Origin of the sequence: Gillisia hiemivivida (assembly GCF_007997295.1) — a bacterium.
Taxonomy (GTDB): domain Bacteria; phylum Bacteroidota; class Bacteroidia; order Flavobacteriales; family Flavobacteriaceae; genus Gillisia; species Gillisia hiemivivida.
The window spans coordinates 253844-276074 of sequence record NZ_VORY01000002.1 but is presented as its reverse complement, the minus strand read 5'-3'; the positions used below and the strand labels follow the sequence as shown (position 1 = coordinate 276074).

The following is a 22231-nucleotide window of genomic DNA, read 5'->3' as shown; positions in this document are numbered from 1 at the left end:
TAGCACTTTATTAAAAATTATTGCTTTTCTACATAGGGAATTTCACGTAATTTTAGCATATGAAAGATATATTGTTAATATTTGGCGGAATTTTAGGCGGCTTGTCTGTATTGTTTGGTGCCTTTGGGGCTCATGCCTTGAAAAATAAATTTTCTGAAGAGCTTCAAAAAAGTTTTGAGACCGGTGTGAGATATCAAATGTATCACGCTTTAATTATAATAATTTCAGGAGTAATCTTTCCTTTTATAAAAACTTCTCAGCAAATTATGGGTTGGTGTTTTATACTCGGAGTGATTTTATTTTCCTTCAGTATTTACGGACTATGCTTAAGTTCTGCTAACAATAATAAATGGAAATTCTTAGGACCAATTACTCCATTAGGAGGTTTGTTATTATTAATTGGTTGGATCTTGTTTACGATTAATGCTTCAGAAATTGCTATCTATCTGTAAATTTAGTTTGTTTTTATCCTGAAACTAGGTCTACTCTTTTTCTATATTTTTCAGCAAATATGGTAACTACAAGAAGCTGTAGGATATGATATAGCATGATAGGAAGCAAAAATACTCCCACACTTGCACTTGTCCCAAAAATGATCTTTACCATTACAGAGCCATGAACGAGTGATTTTTTTGTTCCACAAAATTTTGTGGTTATCGTATCTTTTAAATTGAAGCCAAGCCATTTGCAGAATAAGCCAATCAAGAAATACATTGCGAAAAACAACAAAACTACAATACCCGTGATCTTTAAAAGATCATAAATCTTTATACTTTCAAACAAGCCTGAATTAAAGGAGTTGCTAAAACTTGTATAGACTATAAGCACAATAACTGCTTTATCGAAGTAGCCTAATTTGCTATTATGGCGACGGGCAAATTTCCCAAAATAGCCTTGTAATAGTAATCCGAGTACTAAAGGCAATACAATTTGTAAGCATAGTTTATAAAGAATCACTAAAAAATCGAATTCTCCAGATTTTGCCATAAAAAAACTTAACCATAAAGGAGTTATCAATATTCCTATGAGCCCGGAAATACTCGCATTGAATATAGCTGTTGGAAGATTTCCTTTAGCAATGGCAACCATTACTACCGAAGATGATACAGTAGATGGCAATACTCCTAAAAAGAAAACAGAAAGCCATAATTCCGATTGTGTTCCACCTTCAAAAAGCGGAATAAATAAAAAGGTAAGTAATGGAAAAAGTAAAAATGTTGAAATTTGAATAAGGATATGTGCCTTATAATTTAGAAAGCCCAACTTCAATTCTTCTGGAGCGAGCTTTAAACCATAGAAAAAGAATATAAAAGCAATTCCAACATCGGTAATTATATCAATTGGAAGATTGGAGAGTGCTTTTGGAAAGAAAAACGCCAATAAAATCGCTAAAAATAAACTTAGAATAAACCCGTTGAATTTCAATTATAGCTCAATTTTAACATTATAGTCATCTAATAAATGAATGTATTCCTTAGAAGAGAAATCTGTTTCATGAAATTCCTTTTGGCGCTTAAATTTCATTTTATTTCGCTTAATACATTTTACAAACCTTCTAATATCATGATCATTCTGTAAGATAAGCCCAGGAACTGGTAATGATTTTCCTGCTTTATCTTTAGCTACCATAGTAAAATAGGAGGAATTACAATGATTTACTTTTCCAGATAGGATGTTTTCAGACTCTACTCTTATCCCAATTACCATAGAACTTGTGCCCACATAATTCACAGACGCTTTTAGCGTAACCAATTCGCCAATTTCTATAGGTTTTAAGAAATCTACCGTATCTACACTCGCAGTTACACAATAGGCTCTGGAGTGTTTAGAGCCGCATGCAAAGGCAATCTGGTCTAATAAGGATAGGAGGTGACCTCCATGGATCTTTCCGTTGAAATTAGAATGGGAGGGAAGCATTAATTCGGAAATCTCTACTTGAGATTCAGATATTTTTTTGTGTTTTCTTTCCATTATCGATCTCTAAAATGTGGGGATTGTGATTCTACAACTTCGGTAATAAAATAGGAAGTATCACCCCAGAAGAAGAATGTAGTATAACGTTCCACGTAAGTTAGTTTTACGTAATTCCCTTCATTCTTTTGAAGCTGCTTTATAACCTCATCCTTACTATCTAAAACTGAAAATTGAAAGATCTGTGCTCCACTAATTCCTTGGCTAATCTCACCTTCCCACGTTTTTACGATCACTCCTTTATGGCTGAATTTTATTAGCTCGCCGGCTCTGGTTCCTTCACTATAAGGAACTAGACTTACGAATACGAAATAAAGAATATAAAATACAAAGAGTGCTCCAAGGAAATAAAATAAAAATCGTTTCATATTATAAGGCGTTATATACTTTGTTCATAAATGTTTCTATTTGAGACGGCTCTAGCCATCTTGTAACTATTACTAAATTCTTGGCTTGATCTATCACTATAAAATTTCCTCCAAAACCAGCAGCATAAAAGATCTCTTCAGAAAGACCTTTCCAATTTCTATCTCCCGGTTTATTTAGCCACCACATATATCCATAGTTCGAATTAGGAATAGAAGGCTGAACTGCTTCTTTTATAGTTTCAGTGGAAAGTAATTGAGTGTTGTTCCACTTTCCATTATTCTCGAAAAGCAATCCAAATTTAGCCAAATCTAGGGTATTAATAAACATTCCACCACCAGAATGTCCACCTCCGGTAACAGATTGCATTTTCAGTCCGTCAAGATCTACCCAAGCATTATCAGATCCAAACCAACGCCAAGTTGAAGAAGCGCCAATAGGATCCATTATTTTTTCTTTTAAAACCTGTGGAAGCGGTTTGCGCCAAACTTGTAAAAGGGAATATGCCAATAAATTTACACGAACATCATTATATTCGAATACAGTTCCCGGCTTATTTAATTTTCTATTTTTCCAATCGTCTAAATCACCTTCAGAGGGAGGTCTATCAGCCCAATCGAAGCCACCCCAGAGTTCCCCACTCCAATCTGAATTTTGTTGTAATAAGTGTTCCCAGGTAATTTCAGCATTGTGTTTCCCTTCAAAAGTCCCATCCCAAACATATTTGTTAACTGGATCATCAAAATTATCAATTAATCCTTTTTCCAAAGCGAGTAGGGCGGTGGTAGACAGAAAACTTTTAGTTACGCTAAAGGTCATATCTACTCTTTCTGGATCTCCCCATTGAGCTATTATATATCCGTCTTTTAAAATAATACCTGTAGGACCACCACGTTTCTTTGTTGGGCCAGTGATCTCGTGGAAAGGCTCTTTTTTAAAGCCATCCAAAATTGCAATTCTTAGGTCTTTGGAACCAGAATATTCATTTTCATTAGCAAATTTTATAGCTTCATTTAACTTTGCTACATCTATTTTAAAATCCTTAGGATCTTTAAGCTCCCACGAGCTTTCTGTTGGGAAGTAAGTAGTTTGGGAAAATAACGAGCTAGTAAAAAAGAAAGAAAGGAAAAATAGCTTTATTAATAGTTTCATATAATTATTGAGTTAGAGTTTTGCTCTTTGTTTCTATATTTTCATCTAGATCTTCCTGAGATTGAGCTAACAATTTAGTGTCTAATTGTTTACTGGCTTTTGCGCCTAGCTTTTTTAAACGTTCTACTTTTCTAATAAGATTCCCTTTTCCAGTCAGCTTTTTCATGGCGCTGTCATAGGTGCTCTGTACAGTTCCTATTTGCTTACCAACCCTTAAAAGGTCCTCGGTTAAATTAGCAAAAGAATCGTATAAAGCACCGGCCTGAGTTGCAATATCTATAGCATTTAACTTTTGCTTCTCATTTTGCCACATACTATCTATCGTTTTAAGAACAGCCAAAAGGGTAGTAGGAGTTACAATAATTATGTTTTTATCAAAAGCATCATTATATAGTTGAGGATAACTATTAGAAGCCACTGCAAAGGCCGCTTCTATTGGAATAAAAAGCAAAACAAAATCCGGGCTTTCCATTTGATACAGCGCATGGTAATTTTTTGCGCCTAACTCATCAACCCGTTTTTTAACTGATATCACATGGTTCTTAAGATGCGATGATTTTTGAGATTCATCGTCGTCATTCATATAGCGCTCATAAGCATTCAGAGAAACTTTTGAGTCGATGATCATTTTTTTATCTCCTGGCAGATGGATCACTACATCGGGCATCGCCCTTTTTCCATTTTCATTTTGAAAATTCTGCTGAACAAAATATTCACTGTCCTTCTGAAGCCCGCTTCTTTCTAAAACCCTTTCCAGTACCATTTCTCCCCAATTTCCCTGCATTTTATTATCACCTTTTAATGCCTTGGTTAGATTGATGGCTTCTTCGCTTATCTTAAGATTTTGTTTATTTAAATGTACTAGCTGTTCACCTAGTTGAGCATGTCTGTGGATGAAATCTGTGTTATTTTTATCTACTTTTTGCTCGAAGCTTTTAATTTTCTCTCCAAGTGGATCCAATATATTCTGAATATTCTCTTTATTCATCAAAGTGAATTTCTCCGATTTTTGATCGAAGATCTTGTTTGCGAGATTTTCAAATTCTTTGCTGAATCTCTCCTGTAATTGTTCCACTTCCTTTTTTTGTTCAGAATTTTTTTGTGCTAAGCTTTCAAATTCCGAGTTTCTAGTGGCTAGTTCTGTACTCAAGAAATCCTTTTCTTTTCTTATAAATTCCCGTTCAGTTTCAATTTTAGTCAATTGTTTTTCCAAAAGTTCTTTGCTTTCAGAATTTGATCTTTTGATATCTTCTAAAATATTGTTATGCTGATTTTTAACTTCTTCTAAATGATGTTTTAATTGAATGTTTTCAGCATTAATTATTTCAACAGAAGCTTTCATTTTAAGCTTTGTAAGAAGATACCCAACCACTATACCTGTGAAAAGAGATATTATAAAAATGAGGGGTATTAGAATGGTTTCGGTCATAGAGAGATTCCCTTTCTTCAAATATACTTAATTGAATTTCTTTTGAAGAGAATAATATTGAATTCTAAATTTATCCACTGTAACATCCGAAAGTTTTTCTATGACTTTAAAAAAGTAGTTTATAAGCATCATTGATAGGGGCTTACTCTCTTATTCTAAGTAAAATTAGGCCAACGTTTTTGGTTCAAAAATCTTAAACCAATTGTTTTTTTTAATCTGCCCTTCATTTCTTTTGCTCATCCAAAAGAAACGAAGCAAAGAAAAAAAAGGATTTAAAGAACCAACTTGCGGATAGTAGTGCTTTATCTACTAAGTTCTTATTTTGAAGGAAATCGATTCATCGTCGAAGTAAATAAGATCGCTCGGGAAGATGTTTGAAAATGCATTTTTTTCGATAAGCTCCTTTGGAGATCCAGCAATTACCTTATCTTTTTCCATGATAATTATTTTGTCACAGAGCTGAAGGGCTAAGTTAATTTCATGAGTTGCAAAAAGAATACTTTTATTGGTCTCTGTTGTTAGCTTTTTCAATAATTTAAGCACGTATGCTTGATGATACATATCTAAATGAGTGGTAGGTTCATCTAGAATAATAAAAGGGGTGTCCTGTGCTAAAGCTCTTGCGATAAGTACTTTTTGAAGCTGGCCATCGCTTAACTCGAAGCATCTTTTATCTTTAAGTGCTTCAATATTCACCAATTCTATTGAGGTTTGAATTTTATTTCTGTCTTCTATAGAAAGTGAACCTATCCAATTAGTATAAGGCTGTCTTCCTAAAGCAATCAATTCAGAAACACTTAAATTTTTGGATATCGGTTGCTCTGTAAGCACCACACTAATGGTTTTTGCTAAGTCTTCGGATGAAAGTTTTTGTAGGTTTTTATTTAAAATAGAAACTTCTCCCTTTAAGTATGGTTGTACACCGCTTAGACTTCTTAATAGCGTAGATTTCCCAACTCCATTTACACCTATAAGCCCAACCAATTCGCCTTCTCCAATTTCAAGATCAATAGCAGATGCAATGCAGGTATCAGCCGATTTATTTCGGTAACCAATGCTTAGATCTTTGGCGGTAATCACTTTATTTAAGATAGATGTTTTGATATTAAAATATAAATTTTCGTTTTCTAATCAATAACCAAATTACAACAGGAGCTCCAATTATGGAAGTAATTGCATTTATTGGTAAAGTATATTCAGTTCCGGGTAATTGAGCGGCAATATCGCAAACTAACATAAGTATTGCTCCCCCAAAAATTACAGCAGGCAGCAAAATTTTATGATCGTTTGTTGGAATTACTTGTCTTATCAAATGCGGCACTGCAAGACCTACAAAAGCAATTGGTCCTGCGAAGGCTGTGATACTCCCTGCTAGTAAACTGGTAGCAATAATTATTATAAACCTATTGGTACTTATTTTAACTCCTAGACTTCTTGCGTAGTTTTCACCCAACAGAAGCGTATTTAAATTCTTGATACAAAATACTGCCAAAACTATTCCTAGAAACCAGAAAATCGCCAAAATTGAAACTTCTTGCCAAGATAAATTTCCAAGGCTTCCAAAAGACCAGAAGATGTACTGCTGTAATTGTGCTGCAGGACTAAAATAGGCTAAAACACTTACTACCGCAGCGGTTAGACTGGCAAACATTAAACCTATAATTAGAATTGCCATAGTATCCCTTAGCTTCGCTGAAGCCAATAAAACGGCTACAAGTACTAGTAAACTTCCTAAACTTGAAGCAATCACTAAGCTCCATTTTGAAAGTAATAAAGCTGCGGTCCCTACTCCAAAAACCGATGCTCCCATAATTACTATTGCTACTCCCAAACTGGCGCCACTACTTAGTCCTAAAACATAAGGTCCCGCCAATGGATTTCTAAAAAGTGTTTGCATTAATAACCCACTTACCGCAAGTCCAGAGCCTGTAAAGATTGCTGTAAATACTTTTGGTAGCCTGTACTCTAAAATTATATATTGCCAACTTTCTTGGCTTGTTCCCTTTGTGAATAAGATGCTGAAAATATCTTTTAAAGGAATCTCTACAGATCCAAGGCTAACATTTACAAGCGCCATTAATATCACTAAAACAAAAAGCAATAATAAAAGTCCTTTGTATCTAGCTGTATACGGCATTTATTGCAAGGCTTTAAAAAATGTTGACTTATAATCTGGTAATAGCTCTGGGTGAAATATGGAAATTAGATCTTTTAGAACCAGATCTGGCCTTGTGGGAGCTAGCTCATAATAAATCACCCCTCCAGTTGTGCCTAAAGAATTACTGTAGGTAAAGACCTTTTTGTCTTGTACGGCCTTAAATTGTGTATAATGGGAAGAAGTTTCCATTAATTGCTGAAAAGATTGAAATTGCCCCGGAGCTACCCAGTACTCTGCATCCTTACTTTTATCTAAAACACTTTCAAAAGATAATGCAATACTACCAGAACCTTTGGTGTCTTTGTAAATATAATTGGCGTTGGCATCTTCAATAAATTTGGCTTGCCAAGAATTTCCATAAGGCACATACCATTGATCTTTATACATAGAACCACTTAGAACAGTAGGGCTAGATTTTGCGTTTTTCGCCAATTCTTTTGACTCAAGATAGGAGTCTCTAATTTCATTAAATTTTGCTGAAGCTTGTGCATCTTTGTTATAAAATGCTCCAAAAAATTTGATCCATTCTGCTTTGCCTAGCGGAGATTCTTCGGTCCAATCTCCATTATAGATCACAGGAATTCCACTTTTCTGGATGGTACTAAACGTTTTATTGTTTCCGTCTATAGCAAAACCAATAACTAAGTCTGGATCTAACGAAATAAGTATTTCAGTATTCATAGATTCATTTTGGCCCAGTTCGGCAACAAGACCTTTAGAAATGCGAGCTCTGGTTTTTTCTGAAGAGATATAATTAAGTCCAGGAAAACCTAATAAGCTTTGTTCTTCATTTAGAATTTCTAGAGAAGGAATGTGGGTGGTAGAGGTAACAACAATTTTTTGAACTGGAATAGTTACTTTGAGGTCATATTGAACCTCAGAAGGGATGTTAGCCTCCTTTTCAGCTAACAAATAGGTAAAGCTTTTATCCGCTTTTGGCCATGGATTTTTCACGGTCATCAATTTATAACCATCAAATTGTTGAATTTTAAATCCTTTGGCGTATTCAACAGGAACAACTTCTCCAGTTGCTTTTGAATAAACAATCTTTGACTCTTCATTTTTACAGGAAGAGAAAATGATAAGACACAAAAGAATACATAGTTTATGCAAGGTTCATCTATTTGAGGTTCAAAAGTAATATTATTTAAAATTTTTGAAGCAAAAGATAGATAAATGTTTAATTTCGCAGAGAATTTTTGGTTTGATGCCATCTTCTAATAAATAGAAATTGCATCAATTAAAAGGGAATTTGGTGATTTGTTTTCCGAAGTAATTATTCAGAAAACAAAAAATCCAAAGCTGTTCCCGCAACTGTAAGTTTAGTCCCTTCCCGATAGTATCGGAATAATTGGGATGTCTATTGTTACTACTTCTTAAAACCACTGTGCGAATATTGCATGGGAAGGTAAACAATAGGACACGAGCCAGGAGACCTGCCTATGTTCACACAATGTCAAACTTTCGGGATAAAAGTTTGGTGTAGGTTATTCTACATCTTTTTTCCTGGCAAAAATTTAATTATGCTAAAAAAATTATGGATTTGTGGTGCCTTGTTGTGCACCGGATTGTTCTATGGACAACAAAAAGAAACAGCAGTGGACACTTTAGATGAAGTAGTCCTGATCGATTCGAAATTTGAATTGAAACGCGAAAACAGCGGGAAGGTTATTACGAAAATAACCACTAAAGAACTGGAAAGAAGCAGCGGACAAAGTTTGCCTGAAGTAATAAACAGGGTAAGCGGTATTGAGATTAATGGAGCCCGAAGTAATGATGGACAGAATTTAGGATATTATGTTCGGGGAGGGAGAAATCGTCAGGTTGTTATATTAGTAGATGGTGTACAATTAAGTGATCCTTCGGCAATTTCGAACGATTTCGATTTGCGTCTTTTACCTCTAGATCAGGTAGCTTCCATAGAAATTATTAAAGGAGCATCTAGCACACTTTACGGTTCTGGTGCTGCTACAGCAGTTATTAATATCACCACGAAATCTCCGGTTGATAAAAAGATAGGTTTGCAATTGCAATCTGTTTTGGGAACTAATCAAACTCAAAATAATGCAAACTATAACATTGCTCAATTTGATAATTCTGTTGGATTAAGTGGAAAGCTTTCGAAATTCGATTATCAGGTTAATTTTAGCAATAGACATTCAGAAAACATGTCTGCGGTAGCTTCAGAAAATGAGGAGGAAAACTTTGAAGATAATCCATTTTCAAAATACAATGTGTATGCACGAGTTGGATATAAGATAAGTGAAAAATTGAAATTCTACTTCTACGGAAATTACGACGATTTTGAGTCTTCTTTTGATGATGCCTTTATGTATGCAGATGCAGATAACATTTTGGATAGTCAGCAGTTTAGAACGGGGAGTCATTGGGTAGCCACTTATAAAAATGGAAGCTTCATATTTAGCGATAGCTATTCTGAACTAAAACGTGAGATCATTTCTGATTTCCCAAGTAAATATGACAGTAAAGTGTACGCTTTTGATGCTCATAATAAATATATATTCAATAATAAATTTCATACTATTATTGGTTTAAACGGAGTCTTTAGCAGTTTTAATAGTTATAGCATCCCTTTTGGAGAAACCGAATTTGCGCAAACGGTAAGTGAGGATGTTGCAGATTTCGATATTATAGATCCTTACGTAAATCTGGTTTATATTTCTGAAAACGGACTTAATATTAACACCGGAGCTAGGCTAAATATTCATAGTGAATACGGTACAAATTTGGTATATAATATTAATCCATCTTATAATTTTAAACTAAAAACCGGCAATTTAAAAGCCTTGGCTTCTTATAGCACGGCGTATATCACTCCTTCATTATTTCAATTGTATGACAGTACTTTTGGGAATATAGGTTTAGATCCAGAAGAAAGTGCTACAGTTGAAGCAGGATTAGAATTCAACTCAGAGGCGCTTAGGTTTAGTGCGGTTTATTTTAATAGAGAAACAACTAATTACATAGATTTTGTAACGGTAGATCCTGTTAATTTTATTTCTGAATATAGAAATATAGATGAAAAGTTCAATGCAAGTGGAGTAGAGCTAGAGCTGGATTATGCTTTTTCTGATAAACTGAAGTTTAAAACCAATTACACTTTTACTGAAGCTGAAGAAAGATTTGCTTTGAGAATTCCAAAGCACAAGTTAAATGCTTCTCTCAATTATAATATTTCAACTAATTCTTTCGCATCCTTGACATATCAATTTAATGATGATAGAACCGATTCATTTTTCGATAATGAAACTTTTGAAAGTAAAGAGGTGACATTAAAAAGTTATAATTTGCTAGATTTTTATATAAGCCACAGAGTGAATGAAAATATAAAGATCTTTGGAGGGATCAGTAATCTAACCAACGAAGATTATGAAGAAATATATAGATTTAACACACGTGGCAGAAATGCTAGATTTGGAATGACTTTGAATTTTTAATCCCTCATTGAGGGTTTAATTTCTCGAAGCTTGTATTGAGATCATAAAATTATTTTCTGAAATCTATACCTTTTGGTCCTGCTTCGGAGTTCTTGTTTCCCTAGTCAAAATAAAACAAAAAGGGTTTCAACTTAGTTGAAACCCTTTTTTATTGAGAAATATCTCAAAATTATTTTTCAATAACCGCAGGCACTTTATCAATATACATTCTCTGGTAATTAAGATCTTGCATTGAACTTTCACCAACAAATTTATATTTAGTAAAATCTGTATTCACACTAATTCTATTTCCTAGAATCGTATTTACAGCAGTATTAAGCATTGGATCACTTAATTCTCCTAAAACTCCTAGTTCTCTAATATTTTCATCTATTGCTATATCTGGATCTAATCCATTGATATAATCTGATACTCCAGCAGAATTAACCGATTTCAATACTAAAGGCTGAATAGCGTAGGTATGGCTAGAATTCGCATTATTTCTTCCGAAGTTTGGAGAGTCGTAAAGTGTAAGAGAAGCTTGGAATTTACCAGTAGTGGTTTCTCCTACTTGTATAACATTGATGTAAGGATTTAAACCATTGATCACCAATTCACTTGCGGAAGCAGAACGATTCGTAGTAATCACATATACCCGGCTTAAATTCAAGCTATTTATGCTTTCGCCAGTTTTTAAAGTGGTGTTAAAGTTATTTAAAAGCCTCATTTTTAATTCTTCAGTACTTTCAAAATAAGCTTGATATTCTGCATTCCAAAATTCCTTCATAAATAATTCGCCAGGAAATTGCCCTGTAATCATTGACGCAAGGTCCGTAGCAGTTCTCACAGATCCTCCACCGTTGTAACGAAGGTCTAAAATAAGATCTGTAACTCCATCTGCTTTAAATTGACCAAATGCATCATTCAATTCAGGATCGTAATCTGAAGTAAAACTGTTATACATTAGGTAACCAACCTTTTGCCCATCAACATCTAAGGTTTTAGCGATAAAAACTGGGTTTGTATTATAATCAGCGATTTTAGTAAGGTCAAAAGTTTGATCTATATCTTTAGTGGTGCCACTTTGTTCTAATGTGGCAAGACCAACAGTAAATGCATCTGGGGAAAATAATTCCTCGAAATTAGTATCGGTTAATTGTTGTCCGTCTATTCTAGATATAATGTCACCTCTTTTAAGCCCTGATGCAGCAGCAGGAGTATTAGGCAATATATAGCGTACATATGCAAAGATCTCACTACATCCGCAATTGTTGTAAACTAAACCAAATGACAGTCCATTTGTTTTACTAACTCCACTAAATGTCCTTTCTAAATCAACATAATCGTCAACTATAAAGCTAAATCTGTCTTGAGATGCGGTTAAACCATCATAAAAAAGATCTTCTGGAGATGCATAATTATCTAGAAAATCATTTTTTTCAGTTTGAGAAGCAAAATAACTATTTGCTAAAACAGGAACATCCGCTTTATATAGGTATATTTCATTCATTCCGCGGTAGATAAAATTTTCCACTGTTAAGTCGGCAGTAGGTTCAACTATTGGCGGCTTTTCATCATCTTGATCCTTGGAACAAGAGACAAAAAATGTGCTAAATAGAAGGGTAAGTAGTACGGTTTTAAAAATTTTCATAGTAGTTTTAATCGTTTTTAATTAAGATTCTAAAATTAATGACAAAATTGCAATAAATACAAAATTGTTGTTACAAAGTTTGATATAAATCGTCTTAAGTATAAGAGGGTTATAAACCAACCAACCAACTTAATGAAACATCATACCTTTTTAAGGTTAATAGATCCCGTCAAAGATAAAATGTTCCGTTTGGCACTTCGTTTGCTTATATCTAAAGAAGCAGCTGAAGATGCAACCCAGGAAGTGATCCTAAAGATCTGGAATCGAAAGAATAAGGTCAAGGACTATGCCAATATAGAAGCTTTTATGATATCGGTTACTAAAAACTACTGTTTGGATCAATTAAAAGCTAGGTCTAATAATAATTTAAGCATAATTCACAGTAATTATGATAGTAATGAATTATCGGTGCATTCACAGGCTGAGTTGAATGACGAGATGAAGCATATAGAAAGAATTGTAGAAATGCTTCCGGAACAGCAAAAGGTGATCTTTCAGTTGCGGGATATTGAAGAGTATGATTATAGCGAAATAGCTAAAATTACTAAGATGAATGAACCAGCAATTAGGGTTACGCTTTCTAGAGCACGAAAAAAAATAAAAGAAGAGTTACTTAAAATACATGGATATGGAATTAAATGATTTGCGAAATTTATTGCAGAAATATGAGGAGGGAGAGACATCTCTTCAGGAGGAAAGGGATTTAAAGAAGTATTTTAGTTCTGAAGAAGTTCCAAAAGAATTTATTGCTTATAAAAGTATTTTCAATTTTAATATTGAATCAAGAAAGATCAAGTATCCAAAAGATTCCCGATTAAAATCTGCTCCTACTAGGAAATGGGCTTATGCGGGAGTTGCTGCAAGTATTTTAATAATAATGGGTTTTTTGTTTTTTAACAATTTAACTAATAAGAAATTAGAAGATCAAAATTTAGGAACTATCGAAGACCCTGAACAAGCTTATTTAAAAACAAAAGAAACACTACAGATGGTGGCAGATGTTTTTAGTGATGGAAGAGAAGATCTAGAGTATTTAAATGAATTCAATAAAACCAAAAACAAATTTATCAAAGAACAATAAAAATTAATTACCATGAAAAAATCAATTTTAGTTATTGCCTTAAGTTTAGTTTCACTTCTAGGATATTCTCAGAGTTTTGAGAAATATGAAAACATGAAAGAAGTAGATGCCATGATCATGACCAGTAAAATGTTCAAGTTATTGGCTAAAGTAGACTTAAGCTCCACAGATCCAGAAGCACAACAATATATTAAGCTTATTGAGAATTTAAAGGAAATAAGAATGTTCTCTAGTGCTGCACCGGGAGTACGCTCGCAAATGCAATCAGACGTTGCTTCCTACTTAAGTAAAGGATCTTTAGAGCAGTTAATGAGAGTAAATGAAGATGGGAAGAATATTAAATTTTATTCTAAACCAGGTAGAAACGATAATTTTGTAAGTGAACTTTTTATGTTCATGGATGGAGAAAAAGACGGAAAGCCAATTTCTATGATCTTAAGTATAACAGGGGATATAGATCTTACACAACTTTCTAAATTAGCAACCGACCTAAAAGTTCCAGGTGCTGAAGAATTAAAAAAAGTTAATAAAAAATCTAAAATATAAATCATGAATTTTTTTAAATGTATAACTCTTTTAGGCACAGTTCTTCTTCTGATGTCTTGCGATAATAATCAAAGTTTGCAAGAATATTATGTGGATAATCAAGGTGACAAGGAATTTGTTGCTGTAGATGTTCCAACTAGTCTATTTGCAAATACAGAAAAGTTAACTGTAGACCAGAAAAAGACATTGGAAACAGTTAAGAAGATCAATATTTTAGCGATACCTAAGAAGCGGGAAAATCAAACTAAAATAGATGCTGAAAAAGCTAAGATAATTAATATCCTGAAGGATGAAAAATATCAGCTTCTAATGAAGTATGGTGGAGGAAATTCTAAAATGGCCGTGTATTACACAGGTAGTGAGGAAGCTGTAGATGAAATTATAGTTTATGGAGAAGATGAAATGAAGGGGATGGGAATCGCTAGAGTCTTAGGAGATAATATGAATCCATCAGATATTTTACAATTGGTGAGATCTCTTCAAAAAGGAGATATAGATATGGGTGGTCTGGAAGGTATTTCCAAGATGCTTTCTAGTGACCAAATGTAAATTGAACAGTGCATTGCACAACAACAAAAAAGCCCTTGAAAATTTCTTTTCAAGGGCTTTTTTGTTATTTATAAATAAGGCTCTAAATACCCGTATAGTTTTGTGGAGTAATTACTTTTAATTCATTTTTGATCTCTTGAGATACTTCAAGAGTTTCAATAAAGTCTCCCATACTTTGTTTGGTTATAGCTGTATTGGTTCTTGTTAAACCTTTAAGAGCCTCATATGGGTTGGTATAACCTTCTCTTCTTAAAATCGTCTGAATTGCTTCTGCTACCACAGCCCAGTTATTTTCAAGATCTAGCTTTATTTTTTCTTCATTTAATAGAAGTTTGTTTAAACCTTTCAGCGTAGACTGAAATGCAATAAGAGTATGCCCAATTGGCACCCCAATATTTCTTAAAACAGTACTATCTGTTAGATCTCGTTGTAATCTACTAACAGGCAATTTAGAAGATAAATGCTCGAAAATCGCATTTGCTATCCCAAAGTTTCCTTCACTGTTTTCAAAATCTATAGGATTTACTTTATGTGGCATTGCAGAAGAACCTACTTCTCCTTTTTTTATACTCTGTTTGAAATAATCCATAGATACATAGGTCCAGAAATCCCTGTCAAGATCTATTAGAATCGTGTTAATGCGTTTTAAAGTATCAAACAATGCTGCCATATGGTCATAATGTTCAATTTGAGTAGTTGGAAAAGAATGATGCAAGCCTAAGGTGTCTTGAACAAAACTAGATCCAAATTTTTTCCAATCTATTGTTCCATAAGCCACCTTGTGAGCATTAAAGTTTCCTGTTGCACCTCCAAATTTAGCTGCATTTGGAATGTTTTTTAAATACTTTAATTGTTCATTCAATCTGGTAGTAAAAACTTCCATTTCCTTTCCTAAGCGAGTAGGGGAAGCGGGTTGCCCATGAGTCCTTGCCAATAATGGAATATTTGCCCAATCTTCACTTAAGTTTTCTAATTTTTCAATTATTTCGTTAAGCGCTGGGATATATTCGTTAGAGACTGCTTCCTTTAAACTTAAAGGAATCGCAGTATTGTTTATGTCTTGAGAAGTAAGTCCAAAATGGATAAACTCTTTAAACTGACTTAAAGAAAGATCTTCAAATTTTTCTTTTATAAAATATTCTACTGCCTTTACATCATGATTAGTTGTCTTTTCAATTTCTTTGATAGCTGAAGCATCCAAAGATGTGAAATTGTTATAGATGTCGCGCAACTTTGGAAAAACAGAAGTATCTATATTTTTTAACTGAGGAAGAGGCAACTCGCATAAGGAGATAAAATATTCAATTTCAACTCGAACCCTATATTTTATAAGAGCTTCCTCACTAAAATACGCCGATAAATTTTTTGTTTTTTGATGATATCTTCCATCAATTGGAGAAATTGCACTAAGAGGTGTCATTCTATACAGCTTTTATAAATTAAGGCTCAAAGGTAAGCCTTTAACAATTTTAGAAAGCCAGATCTAAAGATATTTTTAAGTGTATTTATACTGCTAAGGAGAATTTTATTGATAGTGGGGTTTAGCTATTTTGTAATAGGTCCAGCACCAATTTAGGAACACCAATAGTTGCCTGCTCATTAATTATAATCGTAGAATCCCGAGGGCGTATTGCCGGTTTGGGGTCTACAAAATATATAGGTACATTTTCTTCTACAAAATCCAACAAAGCTGCTGCCGGATATACTTGCATAGAGGTGCCTACGATTATTAATATATCTGCATTTTGGACGAGATCTGCTGCCATAGGAAACATGGGTACTGGTTCTCCAAACCAAACCACATGTGGACGTAATTGAAAGTTGTGTTCACAAAAATCACCAATTTTCACATCATTTTTCCAATCCATTACCAAATCTTGATCAAAAGTGCTCCGCACTTTTAATAATTCGCCATGAAGATGAATAACTCTGGAGCTTCCTGCTCGCTCGTGCAGATCGTCTATGTTTTGAGTGACAATGCTCACCTTATATTTGGCTTCCAGTTTCACTAAGGCTTTGTGAGCCTTATTTGGAGCCACTTTTAGTAATTGTTTTCTGCGCTGATTGTAAAAATCTAGTACTTTCTCGGTATTTCTATCCCAGCCTTCGGGAGAAGCAACTTCCATGATATCATGTCCTTCCCAAAGTCCATCAGAGTCACGAAAGGTCTTAAGCCCACTTTCTGCACTAATTCCGGCACCGGTAAGAATAACAATATGCTGCATCAAAAAATAGATTAAAACCTGAAATATCAGGAAATTAAGTATTAAGATATAACTTAAAAACAGGAAAGAAAATTATGAGAATAAAAAAACCGATCAGAATATGATTTCTGATCGGTTTAAGTAGCGAGAACGAGATTTGAACTCGTGACCTCTGGGTTATGAATCCAACGCTCTAACCAACTGAGCTACCTCGCCAAATTTTGTATTCAATTGCAAACAAATAGATTAGAACAACCGCTAATAATAATGGGCGTTACAACCTTAAAGTTTGCGGCTGCAAATATAAAAACTATTTGTTTTAGCACAAGTTTTATTTTACGAAACTTTTAATTTGTTTTCTTTCAAGGTTAGCAATTAATATATATATTGCTCAAAATCTAATTTAAAAAGCATGGAAGATAAAGTTAAGTACGAAATGGAATTTCCAATACAAGCTTCCCCTTCGTTATTATATCAATATATTTCAACACCTTCTGGTCTTAGCGAGTGGTATGCGGACGATGTAAATTCTCGTGGGGAATTTTTCACCTTCATTTGGAATGAATCTGAAGAAAAAGCAAAACTTTTAAGCAAGAAAAATGGTGAACGCATAAAATTTAGATGGTTGGAAGATGAGGATTCTCCATATTTTTTCGAAATCAGAATTCAAGTTGACGAGATTACTAAAGATGTTTCTATCATGATCACAGATTTTGCTGAAGATGATGAGATAGAAGAAGGGAAGATGCTTTGGGAAAACATGATTTCAGACTTAAAACAGATCTTAGGTTCATCCTAATTTTTATATTTTAAATAGTACCTTTGCCCCGTTTTATAAATATTACGGGGCTTTTTTTATGATAAATATTAATGGGAATTTAGTCGAAGATAAAGATGCAACTATTTCAGTTTTCAATAGAGGGCTTGCATATGGGGATTCTGTATTCGAAACTTTAAGGGTTATTAATGGAAAGATCATCTTTTGGGAAGATCATTATTTTAGGTTAATGTCTTCTATGCGCATTATGCGTATGGAGATCCCAGCTAATTTTTCTCCTGAATTTTTAGAGGAAGAGATCTTAGACTTGCTTAAAGCTAATGAACTTAGTAATTCTCCCGCAAGGATCCGATTCACGGTTTTTAGAAAATCTGGCGGGTTTTATAGACCAGACACTCTAGATATAGAATATATTATTACTTCAGAAACGCTTGCCGATCCTTTCTATTTATTAAACGAAGAGCCGTATGAAGTGGAATTATTTAAAGATCACTATGTAACCAGTGGACTTCTTTCTACTATTAAATCTAACAATAGGGCAGTAAATGTTCTAGGAAGTATTTTTGCCAAAGAAAATGATTATCATAACTGTCTTTTGATCAACGAGAAAAAACAGGTAGTTGAGGCGCTAAATGGGAATATCTTTATTGTGAATGGAAATAAAATTAAAACTCCACCATTACAAGATGGCGCTCTTAATGGGATTTCTAGAAAACAAATCCTCTCTGTTGTGAAAAAAATGATGGACCTGGAAATAGAAGAAACCAGTATCTCTCCATTTGAACTTCAAAAAGCAGATGAATTATTTATTTCTAATGTAATCGTTGGAGTTCAACCAATCTCAAAATACCGTAAAAAAGAATATAATAATACTGTGGGGAAAGAGGTGCTTACTAAGTTGAATGTAAAGGCTAGGTTGGGCTAATTATAACTAGGATTTTCGGGAGCATTAGACCATAACACATAGCTTCCGCCAAGCTCCATCATTTTATCCTTCCAAAACGATCTATAGGATCTTTCTATAATGTCTTTTGTATCTTGATGCTCAGTAATTATCCAAGAATTTGAATTTAACTCTTCGGTAAGTTGTTCTGCGTCCCAGCCTGAATAGCCAAGAAAAAAACGGATTTCTTTATCTGTTATTAGGTCACTAAGAATAAGTTCCTTTACTACCTCAAAATTTCCGCCCCAATATATCCCATTGGCAATTTCTATACTATCAGGAATGAGATCTGGTATCTTATGAATGAAATAAAGGTTGTCCTGTTCTACTGGCCCTCCATTGTAGATTTTAAAGCTTTTATTAAGACCAGGAATTAAATCTTTTAGGGTGAAGTCAAGAATCTTGTTCAAGATAAATCCAATAGAACCAGATTCAGAATGTTCTGCTAGCAATACCACAGAGCGATTAAAGGATGTATCTCCTATAATTGTTGGCTCGGCAACCAATAAAAGACCTTTTTCTGGTTTTAAAGCAATCATGATTCTATAGTTTTTATTAAAGCTAAAGATTAATTTAACAATTTCAAATAATTTGTTATATAAATTCAAAAAAAAACTCCCCCGAAGGAGAGTTTTATCTTTTTATAAAAAACTATAACTAGTTAACAGCTTTTTGTAAATCTGCACCCGCTTTAAATTTTACTACGTTTTTAGCAGCAATCTTTATAGTGTTACCAGTTTGTGGGTTTCTACCTTCACGAGCAGCTCTTTTAGAAACTGACCATGAACCGAATCCTACTAAAGAAACGCGATCTCCTTTTTTAAGAGAACCTTCAACATTTCCTAAGAATGACTCTAATGCTTTTTTAGCTGCTGCTTTAGAAATTCCAGCATGTTCAGCCATTGAATCGATTAAATCTGTTTTGTTCATAATTTCAATTTTAAATTAATTGTTGGTTAAACGTTTATGTTAATTTGCTTTACAAATTTATGTGGATTTCTCAGCCACGCAAGTAATATCAAGGGAAATGCGAGATTTTGTTAATAACTTAGGTTTATTGTTAATAAATATACTAATTATTTTCAATAATCAGGCATTTCAGTGTGGATAAGGCTTCACAGAACTTTGGCCCCAGTTTCAAATTGATACCCATTTAAAAGTTCTTTTGTTTTCATTTTTCGTTTCCCTGGTAACTGAATTTCGTTGATTAAAATATATCCGTCTTTAACTGCAACTTTTAATTTATTCTCCTCTTGAACAATTTCTCCTGGTTCTTTATCATGAGATTCTATTAAGATCTCTATATCATAAAGCTTAGTATTTAATTCTATTTCTCCATTTTTAATAATAGTCCATGCTGCAGGATATGGATTTAAACCTCTTATAAAATCAAAAAGCTTAGTAGCACTTAAAGACCAGTTAATCCGTGTATTTTCCTTTGTTAATTTAGGAGCCTCTTTTAGACCTTCACTTTCTTTTTGTGAGATTGTTTTTACCTTATCATTTTTTATTAGATCCAATGTATCTATTACCAGTTCTGCTCCAAGGATCATTAATCTATCATGAAGGCTCCCTACATTATCTTTTAGTTCGATTGGAGTTTCCTTTTGAAGGATCATTGCACCGGTGTCTATTTTTTCATCTATAAAGAAAGTGGATGCTCCCGTGTGTGTGTCGCCATTTATGATGGACCAATTAATTGGTGCAGCACCTCTATATTGTGGTAATAAAGAAGCATGCAAATTAAAGGTGCCAAATTCTGGTAATTGCCAAACTACTTTAGGAAGCATTCTAAAAGCAACAACAACTTGTAGATTTGGCTTTAGACTTTTTAATTCTTCTAAAAATTCTGGAGATTTTAAATTGGTAGGTTGTAATACAGGAAGTTCATTAGCTACAGCAAATTCCTTTACAGCACTTTGTTGCAATTTTCTTCCTCTTCCTGCGGGTCTATCTGGTGCGGTAATTACACCTACAACATTATATTTGGCTTCTATTATATATTTTAGGGTGGTCACAGCAAATTCTGGAGTACCCATAAAAACTATTCTTAGATCTCTCATTAATTTTTTAATTTATATGTATTAGTTGGGGTTATAGAAATCAATTCTTTATCCAACATTAAATCTATCACTTTTAAAATAGCTTTTTCTTGATATGGAAGCGTGCTAATGATAGTTCTTGAGTTTTCATCTTTAAGCTTCAATAATGAAATCACGTCATTATAAATACTTCTAATCAATTCTTTTTTGAGATATTTTTCTTTCGGCATACATACCGAACAGATTCCGCACTTGACAGCATCTTTATCCCCAAAATAATTTAGTAATTGCTGACTTCTACATTTTTTGTCATTTTCAACATATTTCAATAAAGCTTCAATTTTTCTAAGCTTACTGATAGATTGATTTTTTATATATTCTGAAAATGGATAAATACTGTTCTCATCTTCTCTAGGCACTAAAAAAGTTATAGAAGCATCATTTTGTTGATGTTCAAACTCAACTATTTTATCTTTATCTAAATTATTCAATATAGACAGGGCCTCTTTTTCTGAAACTCCTGCTTTCTTGCAAACGGAGACTATATTAATTTGAACTTTATTGTCAAAAATACCACCATAGGTTCTTAAGACCGCTTTTATAACAGGATCAAACTTCGGATTTTCTTCTAAATAATACAGTAATTGCTTATTAGAAATAATAAATTGAAGACTAGTAGCTTTTTGAAACTGTTGAGACAATTTTAATATACTTATTCTATCCAGTAACTGAAGTGTGTTATATGTTTTTGTATTGTTTAACTGATATTGATGACAAAAATCGGCAAAATTAAAATCGTGCACCGTATTTAATCCTTCCCCGAAAGCTATCTGAAAATAGGAGGTGAGTTTTTTATAAATTAAAATAGCGAAAGCTAAGTCTGGAAGGGAATTGATAAACTGATTTTTTAGAACTGGTATATCACTCTTATTCGTGATTATAGTAGCAACAGAAGGATTGCCATCTCGACCTGCTCTGCCAGCTTCCTGAAAATAACTTTCAATGCTTTCCGGCAAATTTAGATGAATAACGTGTCTTACATTTGGCTTGTCTATCCCCATTCCAAAAGCATTGGTAGCTACCATGATCTTAGTTTTTTCTTTTAACCAAGAATTTAGGAGTTTGGATTTTTCTTTTGAAGAAAGTCCTCCGTGAAATGCTGCTGCGGAATATCCATTTTTTATTAATGACCTACTTATTTCTAAGGTCGCATTTCTGCTTCTTACATATACAATGGCACTTTCGCTACGATCCTGCAATAATTGATGCATTCTAAATTCTTTGTCTTCTGAAGCTATCACATTAAACCGAATATTATTTCGCTCCAAGGAGTTCTTGAAAATCTTAGGACTCTTCAGTTTTAATTGTTCAGCTATATCATCTACAACTCTGCTTGTAGCGGTAGCAGTTACTGCCATTATAGGAATTTCAGGATGCAGATCCCTTAGTAAAGAAACATTTAAATATGCTGGCCTAAAATCATGACCCCATTGCGAAATACAATGAGCTTCATCTATTGCAATTAAATTAACAGGCATTAATTTTATACGTTCACGAACAAGGTCTTGTTGTAAACGCTCTGGAGATAGATACAAAAACTTATAATTTCCATAAATGCAATTATCCAAAAGGGTATCTAACTCTGTATAGGGAATACCTCCTGTAATAGCCATTGCCTTGATCCCTTTTTCTTGCAATGCCATTACCTGATCTTCAATTAAAGCAACAAGGGGAGATACAATTATACAAATCCCTTCTTTTTGCAATGCAGGGATCTGGTAGCATAAAGATTTCCCACCACCAGTTGGAAGAAGGGCAATGATATCTTGATTTTTTTCCGCAGCAATAATTATATCCTCTTGTAAAGATTTAAAAGAAGAATACCCCCAGTACTTAGTTAATATGTCTTTGGCTTGCTGCAAAA

The 22231-nt window shown here is 33.7% G+C and carries 23 protein-coding genes, 1 tRNA gene and 1 riboswitch; of the genes, 8 read left to right on the top strand and 16 right to left on the bottom strand.

All coding sequences use genetic code 11. The features are described 5' to 3' along the window. Window positions 1-59: 59 nt before the first annotated feature. Window positions 60-452 carry a DUF423 domain-containing protein gene (locus ES724_RS03540; protein ID WP_146929641.1) on the top strand — a complete coding sequence of 131 codons (393 nt, stop codon included), beginning with the start codon at window positions 60-62 and terminating at the stop codon, window positions 450-452. A 13-nt stretch (window positions 453-465) separates the two neighbouring features. On the opposite strand, the gene ES724_RS03535 is transcribed toward ES724_RS03540, so the two are convergent. From ES724_RS03535 to ES724_RS03500, 8 genes are all read right to left on the bottom strand, one after another. Beyond that, window positions 466-1425, bottom strand: a complete 960-nt coding sequence (locus ES724_RS03535; protein WP_146929638.1) for a bile acid:sodium symporter family protein — start codon at window positions 1423-1425, stop codon at window positions 466-468. Then, window positions 1426-1971 (bottom strand): acyl-CoA thioesterase, encoded by a 546-nt coding sequence (locus ES724_RS03530; RefSeq protein WP_146929635.1) that lies wholly within the window; start codon window positions 1969-1971, stop codon window positions 1426-1428. Beyond that, window positions 1971-2339, bottom strand: a complete 369-nt coding sequence (locus ES724_RS03525; protein WP_026838274.1) for a hypothetical protein — start codon at window positions 2337-2339, stop codon at window positions 1971-1973. Before ES724_RS03525 ends, ES724_RS03530 begins: the two co-directional genes overlap by 1 nt. A gap of 1 nt (window position 2340) precedes the next feature. Beyond that, the gene (locus ES724_RS03520) at window positions 2341-3489 is read right to left on the bottom strand and encodes a serine hydrolase domain-containing protein (RefSeq protein WP_146929632.1); all 1149 of its coding nucleotides are present in this window, start codon (window positions 3487-3489) and stop codon (window positions 2341-2343) included. 4 nt (window positions 3490-3493) lie between these two features. Beyond that, entirely contained in the window at window positions 3494-4939 is a 1446-nt protein-coding gene (rmuC, locus tag ES724_RS03515; protein WP_394345065.1) for a DNA recombination protein RmuC, read from the bottom strand. A gap of 288 nt (window positions 4940-5227) precedes the next feature. Beyond that, entirely contained in the window at window positions 5228-5998 is a 771-nt protein-coding gene (locus tag ES724_RS03510) for an ABC transporter ATP-binding protein (protein WP_146929629.1), read from the bottom strand. A gap of 25 nt (window positions 5999-6023) precedes the next feature. After that, a complete protein-coding gene (locus tag ES724_RS03505) occupies window positions 6024-7055 on the bottom strand; it encodes an iron ABC transporter permease (RefSeq protein WP_146929626.1) in 1032 nt (343 codons plus the stop codon). After that, a complete protein-coding gene (locus ES724_RS03500; RefSeq protein WP_317129742.1) occupies window positions 7056-8168 on the bottom strand; it encodes an ABC transporter substrate-binding protein in 1113 nt (370 codons plus the stop codon). Window positions 8169-8259: 91 nt separating this feature from the next. After that, window positions 8260-8533, top strand: a riboswitch (cobalamin riboswitch). Window positions 8534-8599: 66 nt separating this feature from the next. On the opposite strand from ES724_RS03500, the gene ES724_RS03495 reads away from it, so the two are divergent. After that, window positions 8600-10534, top strand: coding sequence for a TonB-dependent receptor plug domain-containing protein (locus ES724_RS03495; RefSeq protein WP_146929620.1), 1935 nt, complete (start codon window positions 8600-8602; stop codon window positions 10532-10534). Between the two features lie 169 nt (window positions 10535-10703). On the opposite strand, the gene ES724_RS03490 is transcribed toward ES724_RS03495, so the two are convergent. Beyond that, window positions 10704-12164, bottom strand: a complete 1461-nt coding sequence (locus tag ES724_RS03490; RefSeq protein ID WP_146929618.1) for a S41 family peptidase — start codon at window positions 12162-12164, stop codon at window positions 10704-10706. Window positions 12165-12296: 132 nt separating this feature from the next. Between ES724_RS03490 and ES724_RS03485 the strand changes: the two genes are divergently transcribed. From ES724_RS03485 to ES724_RS03470, 4 genes are read left to right on the top strand one after another with little or no spacing between them, the layout of a single operon-like run. Then, entirely contained in the window at window positions 12297-12806 is a 510-nt protein-coding gene (locus ES724_RS03485; protein ID WP_146929615.1) for an RNA polymerase sigma factor, read from the top strand. Then, on the top strand, window positions 12793-13245 hold the full coding sequence (locus ES724_RS03480; protein ID WP_146929612.1) for a hypothetical protein: 453 nt from the start codon (window positions 12793-12795) through the stop codon (window positions 13243-13245). The genes ES724_RS03485 and ES724_RS03480 overlap by 14 nt, the downstream gene beginning before the upstream one ends. A 12-nt stretch (window positions 13246-13257) precedes the next feature. Continuing rightward, a complete protein-coding gene (locus tag ES724_RS03475) occupies window positions 13258-13791 on the top strand; it encodes a DUF4252 domain-containing protein (RefSeq protein WP_146929610.1) in 534 nt (177 codons plus the stop codon). Between the two features lie 3 nt (window positions 13792-13794). Continuing rightward, window positions 13795-14340 (top strand): DUF4252 domain-containing protein, encoded by a 546-nt coding sequence (locus ES724_RS03470; protein WP_146929608.1) that lies wholly within the window; start codon window positions 13795-13797, stop codon window positions 14338-14340. Between the two features lie 82 nt (window positions 14341-14422). Here the strand turns inward: ES724_RS03470 and purB are convergent, their stop codons facing one another. From purB to ES724_RS03455, 3 genes are all read right to left on the bottom strand, one after another. Then, window positions 14423-15760, bottom strand: coding sequence for an adenylosuccinate lyase (purB, locus tag ES724_RS03465; protein WP_211362742.1), 1338 nt, complete (start codon window positions 15758-15760; stop codon window positions 14423-14425). Window positions 15761-15881: 121 nt separating this feature from the next. Beyond that, window positions 15882-16565, bottom strand: coding sequence for an SIR2 family NAD-dependent protein deacylase (locus ES724_RS03460; protein WP_146929602.1), 684 nt, complete (start codon window positions 16563-16565; stop codon window positions 15882-15884). 121 nt (window positions 16566-16686) lie between these two features. Beyond that, window positions 16687-16760: transfer RNA gene (locus ES724_RS03455), tRNA-Met, on the bottom strand. Between the two features lie 196 nt (window positions 16761-16956). Here ES724_RS03455 and ES724_RS03450 point away from each other — a divergent pair. Both ES724_RS03450 and ES724_RS03445 read left to right on the top strand, forming a co-directional pair. Then, on the top strand, window positions 16957-17343 hold the full coding sequence (locus ES724_RS03450; protein ID WP_146929600.1) for an START-like domain-containing protein: 387 nt from the start codon (window positions 16957-16959) through the stop codon (window positions 17341-17343). A gap of 58 nt (window positions 17344-17401) precedes the next feature. After that, the gene (locus ES724_RS03445) at window positions 17402-18247 is read left to right on the top strand and encodes an aminotransferase class IV (RefSeq protein WP_146929597.1); all 846 of its coding nucleotides are present in this window, start codon (window positions 17402-17404) and stop codon (window positions 18245-18247) included. On the opposite strand, the gene ES724_RS03440 is transcribed toward ES724_RS03445, so the two are convergent. From ES724_RS03440 to ES724_RS03425, 4 genes are all read right to left on the bottom strand, one after another. Further along, window positions 18244-18804 carry a YqgE/AlgH family protein gene (locus ES724_RS03440; RefSeq protein WP_146929594.1) on the bottom strand — a complete coding sequence of 187 codons (561 nt, stop codon included), beginning with the start codon at window positions 18802-18804 and terminating at the stop codon, window positions 18244-18246. The genes ES724_RS03445 and ES724_RS03440 overlap by 4 nt on opposite strands. 118 nt (window positions 18805-18922) lie before the next feature. Then, window positions 18923-19195: an HU family DNA-binding protein gene (locus ES724_RS03435; protein ID WP_026838369.1), complete on the bottom strand. Its 273-nt coding sequence runs from the start codon at window positions 19193-19195 to the stop codon at window positions 18923-18925. Window positions 19196-19380: 185 nt separating this feature from the next. Beyond that, window positions 19381-20328, bottom strand: a complete 948-nt coding sequence (gene fmt / locus ES724_RS03430; protein WP_146929591.1) for a methionyl-tRNA formyltransferase — start codon at window positions 20326-20328, stop codon at window positions 19381-19383. After that, window positions 20328-22229: a RecQ family ATP-dependent DNA helicase gene (locus ES724_RS03425; protein WP_146929588.1), complete on the bottom strand. Its 1902-nt coding sequence runs from the start codon at window positions 22227-22229 to the stop codon at window positions 20328-20330. The genes fmt and ES724_RS03425 overlap by 1 nt, the downstream gene beginning before the upstream one ends. Window positions 22230-22231 lie beyond the last annotated feature (2 nt).

Coding starts and splice junctions, on each gene's coding strand:
- ES724_RS03505 (WP_146929626.1), bottom strand. CDS start 7,055: ATGCCGTATACAGCTAGATACAAAGGACTTTTATTATTGCTTTTTGTT.
- ES724_RS03490 (WP_146929618.1), bottom strand. CDS start 12,164: ATGAAAATTTTTAAAACCGTACTACTTACCCTTCTATTTAGCACATTT.
- ES724_RS03475 (WP_146929610.1), top strand. CDS start 13,258: ATGAAAAAATCAATTTTAGTTATTGCCTTAAGTTTAGTTTCACTTCTA.
- ES724_RS03450 (WP_146929600.1), top strand. CDS start 16,957: ATGGAAGATAAAGTTAAGTACGAAATGGAATTTCCAATACAAGCTTCC.
- ES724_RS03520 (WP_146929632.1), bottom strand. CDS start 3,489: ATGAAACTATTAATAAAGCTATTTTTCCTTTCTTTCTTTTTTACTAGC.
- ES724_RS03435 (WP_026838369.1), bottom strand. CDS start 19,195: ATGAACAAAACAGATTTAATCGATTCAATGGCTGAACATGCTGGAATT.
- ES724_RS03460 (WP_146929602.1), bottom strand. CDS start 16,565: ATGCAGCATATTGTTATTCTTACCGGTGCCGGAATTAGTGCAGAAAGT.
- ES724_RS03540 (WP_146929641.1), top strand. CDS start 60: ATGAAAGATATATTGTTAATATTTGGCGGAATTTTAGGCGGCTTGTCT.
- ES724_RS03485 (WP_146929615.1), top strand. CDS start 12,297: ATGAAACATCATACCTTTTTAAGGTTAATAGATCCCGTCAAAGATAAA.
- ES724_RS03445 (WP_146929597.1), top strand. CDS start 17,402: ATGATAAATATTAATGGGAATTTAGTCGAAGATAAAGATGCAACTATT.
- ES724_RS03530 (WP_146929635.1), bottom strand. CDS start 1,971: ATGGAAAGAAAACACAAAAAAATATCTGAATCTCAAGTAGAGATTTCC.
- ES724_RS03470 (WP_146929608.1), top strand. CDS start 13,795: ATGAATTTTTTTAAATGTATAACTCTTTTAGGCACAGTTCTTCTTCTG.
- fmt (WP_146929591.1), bottom strand. CDS start 20,328: ATGAGAGATCTAAGAATAGTTTTTATGGGTACTCCAGAATTTGCTGTG.
- ES724_RS03495 (WP_146929620.1), top strand. CDS start 8,600: ATGCTAAAAAAATTATGGATTTGTGGTGCCTTGTTGTGCACCGGATTG.
- ES724_RS03525 (WP_026838274.1), bottom strand. CDS start 2,339: ATGAAACGATTTTTATTTTATTTCCTTGGAGCACTCTTTGTATTTTAT.
- purB (WP_211362742.1), bottom strand. CDS start 15,760: ATGACACCTCTTAGTGCAATTTCTCCAATTGATGGAAGATATCATCAA.
- ES724_RS03480 (WP_146929612.1), top strand. CDS start 12,793: ATGGAATTAAATGATTTGCGAAATTTATTGCAGAAATATGAGGAGGGA.
- ES724_RS03440 (WP_146929594.1), bottom strand. CDS start 18,804: ATGATTGCTTTAAAACCAGAAAAAGGTCTTTTATTGGTTGCCGAGCCA.